The 7,400-nt window shown below is 66.9% G+C and carries 6 protein-coding genes; 4 read left to right on the top strand and 2 right to left on the bottom strand.

What is annotated here, in order from left to right:
- Positions 1 to 1,127, bottom strand: a 1,127-nt coding sequence (locus ACIBEF_RS31830) for an IS1380 family transposase (protein ID WP_396797118.1), incomplete at its 3' end; no start/stop codon positions are given.
- A 783-nt stretch (positions 1,128 to 1,910) separates the two neighbouring features.
- Here ACIBEF_RS31830 and ACIBEF_RS31825 point away from each other — a divergent pair.
- The 4 genes from ACIBEF_RS31825 to ACIBEF_RS31810 all read left to right on the top strand — a co-directional run bounded on the left by ACIBEF_RS31825 (position 1,911) and on the right by ACIBEF_RS31810 (position 5,627).
- On the top strand, positions 1,911 to 3,410 hold the full coding sequence (locus ACIBEF_RS31825; RefSeq protein ID WP_396797116.1) for a S8 family serine peptidase: 1,500 nt from the start codon (positions 1,911 to 1,913) through the stop codon (positions 3,408 to 3,410).
- Positions 3,411 to 3,475: 65 nt separating this feature from the next.
- Positions 3,476 to 4,204 carry a sigma-70 family RNA polymerase sigma factor gene (locus tag ACIBEF_RS31820; RefSeq protein ID WP_396797114.1) on the top strand — a complete coding sequence of 243 codons (729 nt, stop codon included), beginning with the start codon at positions 3,476 to 3,478 and terminating at the stop codon, positions 4,202 to 4,204.
- Positions 4,205 to 4,215: 11 nt separating this feature from the next.
- The gene (locus tag ACIBEF_RS31815; protein ID WP_396797113.1) at positions 4,216 to 4,911 is read left to right on the top strand and encodes a zf-HC2 domain-containing protein; all 696 of its coding nucleotides are present in this window, start codon (positions 4,216 to 4,218) and stop codon (positions 4,909 to 4,911) included.
- Between the two features lie 101 nt (positions 4,912 to 5,012).
- Positions 5,013 to 5,627: a hypothetical protein gene (locus ACIBEF_RS31810; RefSeq protein ID WP_396797112.1), complete on the top strand. Its 615-nt coding sequence runs from the start codon at positions 5,013 to 5,015 to the stop codon at positions 5,625 to 5,627.
- Between the two features lie 348 nt (positions 5,628 to 5,975).
- Here the strand turns inward: ACIBEF_RS31810 and ACIBEF_RS31805 are convergent, their stop codons facing one another.
- On the bottom strand, positions 5,976 to 6,554 hold the full coding sequence (locus ACIBEF_RS31805; RefSeq protein WP_396797111.1) for a hypothetical protein: 579 nt from the start codon (positions 6,552 to 6,554) through the stop codon (positions 5,976 to 5,978).
- Positions 6,555 to 7,400 lie beyond the last annotated feature (846 nt).

The raw sequence follows: 7,400 nt of genomic DNA, 5'->3' as shown, positions 1-7,400 counted from the left end.
TTGCCGGTGCGGATGCGGTCCTCGACGCGGGCGTGGGCGCGGTGACGGGCCTCCAGGAACTGCAGGGATCCTTGACCGGGCGGGGTGTCGGTGGCGATGACCTGGTGCCGCATGCCGTTGACGGTGTCGAACAGTGACAACTGGGCGCCGGGGTGTGGTCGTTCCCGGCGGGCGATCAGGCGGGTTCCGGCCGGGAAACCGCTGGTGTCGGCCAAGCCGGTGAGTTCGCAGATTTCGGCGCCGTCACGCAGGGCGCCGTCGGTGTTGATCGCGGGGATCCAGTCGTTGGCCTGTTCGATCGCGGCCCTGACTGCTGCGGTGATCGCGGCGCCCACACTGAATCGGGCGTCGAGGCCGTGCTCGCGTAGGCCTCGGATGTGGGCGAGGAAGCCGTGGGTGCTGCCGGCGCCGTCGGTGCGGATCAGCAGCGGTGTCCCGTGCCGGTGGGCGTCGGGGATCTGCGTGAGGGCCTCATCCAGGACGGTGATGTGGTCGGCGGTGGTGTTCGACCCGGCCCGTCCTTCGCGCAGCAGTCCGGCCAGGGCTTCGCCGGTGTTGTCGAGGAAGCACAGCAGCGGGTGGTAGCCGAATGTCTTCTTCCACGTCCGCGTCGCCGATTCCTTCTCGGAATGGCAGATGACCAGGGTGGCGTCCATGTCCAGGACCAGACCGGCGACCTCGCGGCCCGCCGCGACCGAGGCGGGCAACCGGCCGCGGGTCTCACAGGTCTGCGCCCACGCGACTTCCCGCGCTGCCGCGCGGGCCTGCCGCAACCGGGCCAACGCCGCCGTGTCGAGGCTGTCCAGGACCTGCCACCCGGTCGCGTCCGATGCGACCTGCCCAAACAGTTCGGGCTGATCGCGCAGCACACCAAGATCGCTGATGGCTTCGCCGCCGTCGGCGAGCATCACCGCCACATCGACGGCGACCCGGCCCGGCTCATGGACCGGGCGTCGCTGCCGCAACCCGGCCAACGCATCACCAAAACCGCTGGTCAACCCCGTCACCTCGGCGATGTCGGCCAGCAGGCGGGCACCGGCGTGACCGACCACGCCTCGACCTCCACCAGAGACCGCAAGCTTGGGACGCATGCCGATACGCTGCACCTTGAAAGTGCCTTCCGTGATGGATGGATGAGACCCTAGACAAGTCACATCGTTCCAGATCAGAAGGCACTTTCACGTCCCCGCGACCGCCACCACGCAGCCCTTAACGAAGGGCCGAGGCTAGAACCCGTGGCCGTGCGGTCCGCGTTCTTCCTGCCTTCCCGCTCTGCGCGGTCTTGCCTTGCGGACGGTCGCCCGGGCTGCGATGCGACCCGGATGATCGTCGTCGGCCTCACTGGGAGGAGGCCAGGAGAGAACGGGATTACCTGGGGCAGCGGTTCGCGACGCACAGCGGGCCGCCGGCCCTGACATCGGCGGTGGTGGACACAGGAGCGAAGCTGACCGTGAACGCCGCGATCAGTGAAACGGCGAGCAGAGCACGCCGTTTCTTTGTGAAGATCATGGTGGTTTCTCCAACCAGTGTTAAGGGTGTGGGTAGCGGGCCTGAACGTAATCACCTGTTAACCAGCCGGTCACGGTGAACGTGAGGCCCTTTGAACCATGCCGTTGCAGTATGCGGGCGGATCCGGTATTGAGCGAGGCCGGCAGCGTAAATTTTCGATGTTCTGACAGCTGCTGACGGCGGGTCACTCCTGGTGGTGGCGGTTGTCACCGAACGTAGACGGGTTTCATCGATCGCAGGGCGATCGTCCGGTAATTGGTGGGTCGGTGACCGCTGAGGACCCCGTGTGCCGGGTGCAGTGGCACCAACCTTCGAGCAATGTGAACGCGGGCCGGTTCTGATCCGCTGTAGAGGGCGACAGTCCGGCCGGACGGTCGTGGTTCAGGAAAGAGGAGGTATCGGTGCTGGCGAAGCGCCCGATTCTGGGACGCCTGCTCACGGCCGTGGCGGTGGCCTGCTGTCTGGCCGTGACGACGATCGTCACGCCAGCGGCGGCGGAACCGCCGGACTCGCAGGCTTACGTGAAGTATTACAAGGTCGCCCCGCAGCAGCCGGGCCGGCTGGAGAACCTCACCGAGATCGCGGTCCGGTTCCTCGGTAGCGGCGCGCGGTCGGCGGACATATACCACCTCAACGTGGGCCGGGCCCAGCCGGACGGCTCAAGTCTCACCGACCCGGCGAAGCTGAACGCCGGCTGGTACCTCGTGCTGCCCTGGGATGCGGCCGGTGCGGGCATGGAGTACGGCCAGATCCCTTCCGGTCCGGCGCCGACCGCCGCGCCCACTCCCCGGACCACGAAGCCCGGCAGCGCCTCCCCTCAGCCGACGGGCACCGCGATGGTGACCCGAACCCCCGCCCCCGGCCTCAACCCGACGACCGCCACGGCCGGCTGCACCACCACTGCCACTTCGAGCAGCCGATCCGACTGGGCACACCTGCGGCTGGCCGTCGAAGGCGCATGGGACATCAGCCGTGGCAACGGCGTGATGGTGGCCGTCGTCGACTCCGGTGTCGACGGTAAACTCGAGCAGCTCAGCGGCCGACTCGCGGTCGGGGCGGACGTCACCGTCGGCAACGGGCGCGGCGACATCGACTGCCTGGGCACCGGGACCGCGATGGCCAGCATCATCGCCGCCAATGCGACCGCCGCGAAGTCTCCGGTCGGTGTCGCGCCCGACGCCACCATTTTGCCCGTACGGATGGTAAGCACCGCACCCACGGGCAAATCCGCGGACTCGGCGAACGCCATCGAGGTGGCGGTGAGTGCCGGCGCGACCGTCGTGGCCCTCGGCTCGTATGTCGACCTGTCCTCACCGGAGGTCGTCGCCTCGCTCACCACCGCACTCCAACACGACGTGCTCGTCTTGGCCGGAGCGCCGGACCGGCCGGTCACGCTCCCGTCACTCAGCGCCCCCTCCGCCACCGGTGCTCTATTGCTGGTGGGTGGGGTCGACGCTGACAACAAGCTCGTCGAGCGTTACCAGCCGGGCACCGTCGAGGTGGTGGCACCGGGAGCGGACGTGGCGAGCGTCGGGCCCGGCGAGTCCGGCCCGCTGAGCTGGACCGGTACCCGGTTCGCGGTGGCCTTCGTGGCCGGGGAAGCGGCGCTGATCCGCCAGGCGTACCCGGACCTGACCGCCAATCAGGTCAAGCAGCGCATCACCGGCACCGCCGACCAGGTCAAGCCCGAGAGTGACGACAGCGGCCACGGCGCCGGGATGATCAATCCTGCTCGGGCGGTCGCCCGTGCCGATGACCGAGCCCAGCCTGCCACCGCAAGCGGCGGTGCGACCGGTGACACCGGGGGTAGCAGCGGTGTGGTCGCTTACCTCTGCCTCGGCGTCGTGCTGATCGCCGGTGGCGTCGCCGTCTTCGTCTGGCTGCGCCGGCGCGGCGGCTGACCCTTCCGACCCGTTCTTAGATGAGGCGACTGATGATGCAGGTGGGCATGCCGACAATCAGCTCCATGCAGGGACCGTTCGCCGGTGCCGGTACGTTCGAGAGTCCGTTCTTCGGACTGAAACGATCGGTCGTGACGGTCGTCCTCGCCGTGCAGACGGCATGGTTGTCCATGCGCGCGCGACCGGCCGGCGGGGCGTTCCGTGCATCGGGGAGGGAAGCTGTCCCGGCGGTGTCGCGTCCGGGCGAATCACCGCCGTCGGACGGCACCGAGTTAGAGCCGGACGCAGCCGAGACCCTCATGCGAGAAATCGTCGACCAACACCGCATACCCCTGCACCGCTTCTTAACCCGCCTGTTGCTCGGACAGGAGGAACTGGCGGAGGACTTGGTCCAGGAGACGCTGCTGCGCGCCTGGCGCAATCGGAGAATCCTTGCCCAGGATCAGGCCAGGATCGCCCCGTGGTTGTACACGGTCGCCCGGAATGCGGCGATCGACACAATGCGGGCGCGGCGGGTCCGGCCGCCCGAGGTAAGCCTGCCTGACCTCAATCGGGTCGCGGCTACGGGCGACGAGATGGACCGCGTGCTAAACGTCCACGCGGTACGCACAGCGCTGGCGAAGATCAGCCCGGAGCACCGTGCGGTGCTGCGGGAACTCTATTATCGCAACGCGTCGGTGGCCGAGGCGGCAGCACGACTGGGCATACCCGAGGGTACGGTGAAGTCTCGGGCCTTTTACGGAATGCGCTCGCTACACGCCGCTATCAACTCGCCGCATGATGCCGACTCGTGATGGAGAGCTCGATGCGCGCAGATGGGGATCACACCACCGAGGGCCACCAGAGACTGGCTCTGTACCTCCTCGGTGCCCTCCGCGACACCGAGCGGGAATCCTTCGAGGCGCACCTCGCCGAGTGCTGGTTCTGCCTCAAAGAGGCGGCCACGACAGGGCTCTCAGCCGCTGGCCTGGCCTGGTTGGACGAGGCTGACTGGACACCTGGTCCTGATGCCGGGACGGCCACCGGGCGCGGCGTCCCGACCCACCGACCCGGTCACGCCCCCGCCGGGCCGGCGGGCACCCGCCCTGGAACACGCCGCCGCCGGCTGGCAGCTCGACTGGGCACGGCGGTCGCAGCCGCCGTGTTCGCGCTGGCAGGCGCAACGATCGTCATCGACCAATGGTCCGCCCGCGATGATCTGACACTGACCGCCACGGGCGAGGCGCCGGCGTACGGAACGAGCCTGTCCGTCACCATAACCACCAACAACAGCGGCCACTGCACGATCCGTATCACGGTCACCGGCCTGCGCGCGGGCCTCCGCCACCGGCTGTACGCGGTGACCCGGGACGGCACCACCCACGTGATCCGTGACTGGACCGCCTCCGCCGGCCCCCAGCAGGTGACCGGCGAGACGTCACTAAGGGCCGGTGACCTGTCGTTCGTCACGGTCGGCCCGCCCGACGGCCCGGCGATCGTCACGGCTCCCCTCTCCCGCTGAACCGCCGCGGCGTAACCGTTGTCACGCTTATCACGGTGAACTGTGGCAGGGCACGGCTCGTAACGTGGTGGTACCGCAATCGAGGCCCACGGAGGTACCAAATGGTCGACCCGGACCCGCTCTCAGCGCACACTCCCGCGAGTCGAGGGAGCACCGATTACCGCCTGGCATACGACGCCGCCTTCGATGTTCTCCGACACGATCTCGGCCAGGAACGAGTCCGCGCCGACCCCGTCCTGCGCCAACACGCGGCGTACGTGCTCGGGAGGCTGGATGTCATCCACGAGCACTATCGCCACATGGCAGCGGTGGGGCGTGAATACGTTCCCGCCAACTACATCGACTGGACGCTCGCGGACGAGTTGAGGGTTCTTCGCCGCCTGGCGTTGATAATTCACAGCCGGCATTTGGCGAGAGTCGTCCTCGGTGACGAATGGCTCCTGCAACGGCTCTGGGCGTACGGTTGCTTCCCATCCGTGGAGAGCATGTTGCACGACGCTCGCCAGGACCTCGCCACCGTCCGGTCCGGCGACCTCAAACTGCTCATGGAGAGCTGGGCGCCCCGGCAAGCTTCCGAGGCTGCCGACCTCACCAGCCGCAGGTCCGTCCCGGGTCGCAGGCACCGCAAACGACCCGGGACGGAGCAGCCAAAGCCCACCGCCAAGAGGACGAGAGCCGCCACGTCGCGCGGCCAGGGGAGACGGCGCGGCCGCTGACGCCAAGGTCGTTTCGCTCGTCGGGGTAGGCGGCGTCCGGCGTCGCCAACGCGACACCGGAGGCCCGCCCCGGCAACAGCGGATCGGACGGTACGTCCGCGACCTCGGCTCCCCGCAGGCGGCGCGGCAATCTAGAGGCGGCATTGCTGAACCATGGGCCAGCGGCGACCGTTGAGCCTCCGTCAGTGAGTTCCGCAGACCACCGGAGGGTGGCTCCACATGCCGTCAGAAGAACCTCTGCAGTACGCGCCAGTGCCGCCCCTGCCGCCTTTTTCGTCGCTCTCACCGCCTGCGTCGTGGCGTAAGCAGCAACCGCTGACGGATCCTTCAGTCACCGCGGCCACCTCATCAACCCCACCCTCGAACATACCTTCCGCTTCGTGGATAAGGCTCGCGCGGATAACCGACGACAGGATCAGGCATGCCGTCATCGCTGTGGTCGAGCATGACCTGGCGAGGGTCAGCGATAAAAATGTTCAACACCTGGTGCCGGATGCCCAAAAAGTTCTGCATCACATGCGGAGATCGATCTTCAAGGATCGTCGCATTCAAGCTGAGCGGAGCCGCAAAAGCGGACCATTTGCGCGAGGCTTCAGAAGGTTGCGGGATTCTTTGCGGCCGGGAGTCACCGACGAACATCAAGCCATCGCCCGGCTTACTTCTCCAGGGGCCCAGGAGATTGCCCTGCCGCATGTCAAGGTCATTCGAGAAAGCCCGGAGTTCGCCGAACTCTTCATTCGGGGGCACTTGCCCAGTTTGGGGCGTTACTCCCCACCGCAACAGACCCTGGGGACGCCCGATCGGCAGCACGGCAGCCGAGTCCGACAGCCGTCGCAGCCGGGCGAGAATGCCTTTTACGGCGGTAGGATGGACCACGAGCCCAACCAGGCAATGCCCGAAGGGTGGCAGCGGGCGCAGCTCACCCACCAATCAATTCCGGTTTTTCGGCCTTCTCCTTCTACGTCCCAAACAGTTTCTCGATCGCCGTCTTTTGCGTCATCCGACGCCAACTGGAGTCCGGGACTGGGACTGGCAAAAAAATCGCCGGACAATCTGATCGGGTCCGCGGGAGCGGCACACTGGCCCTCCGCGTTCGGACAATCGGCCCACCCGCCAGCACAAAGCAACCCGCCGCTCTCGTCGGTGACCCATGCGGCCAGGTTGGTCACGCCAAACAGCCACCATGGGCCTGACCGCCCTGGGGCCGAAAAGGATATCAGCCGGGCCGAACCCCCGCATTCGCGGGCAATGGGGTTGATCCGGTAACGGGATTACGGGACGCTTGTTGAACTTGGCCTCGGCAGTAGCCAATCTGGTACGTGCGAATGTCAGTGGAACCGTAGAAGTCGCCACTCGATCGGGTCTGGTTACTCTACGCCCGTTCGGCGAAGCTGTCGATTATCGCGATGGTGGCCATGTCTGGTGCGACGGCGGAGGTTGTTAGCATGTTGCCGTAAGTCCTGTTGGTAACCGGTTGGGTTGAGCGAGTGCTGCGGGATGGACCTCGCTGGGTTTGCATGGAGTTGCCACACAACCGTGCAAACACCAGCGAGGCCACGATCAGTATGCGATCCGCACAGACGTACGCCGGGGCTGTCTCCCACTAAGAACTCCTAACTCTTTGAGCGCTGCAGCCGGTGCCAGCAGACAATGGCGCGGGCAAGGGTGAGGAACGCTTCGTGGATGTCGTCACGGATCTCCCAACGGATCCGCAGGCGACGGAACCAGTGCAGCAGAGCGATGGTTTGCTCCACGACTCAGCGTCGGGTCCCG

The organism is Micromonospora sp. NPDC050795, from assembly GCF_044456785.1.
GTDB lineage: Bacteria > Actinomycetota > Actinomycetes > Mycobacteriales > Micromonosporaceae > Micromonospora.
Note: the sequence above shows the minus strand (reverse complement) of the source record. Positions and strands in the feature narration are given on the sequence as shown.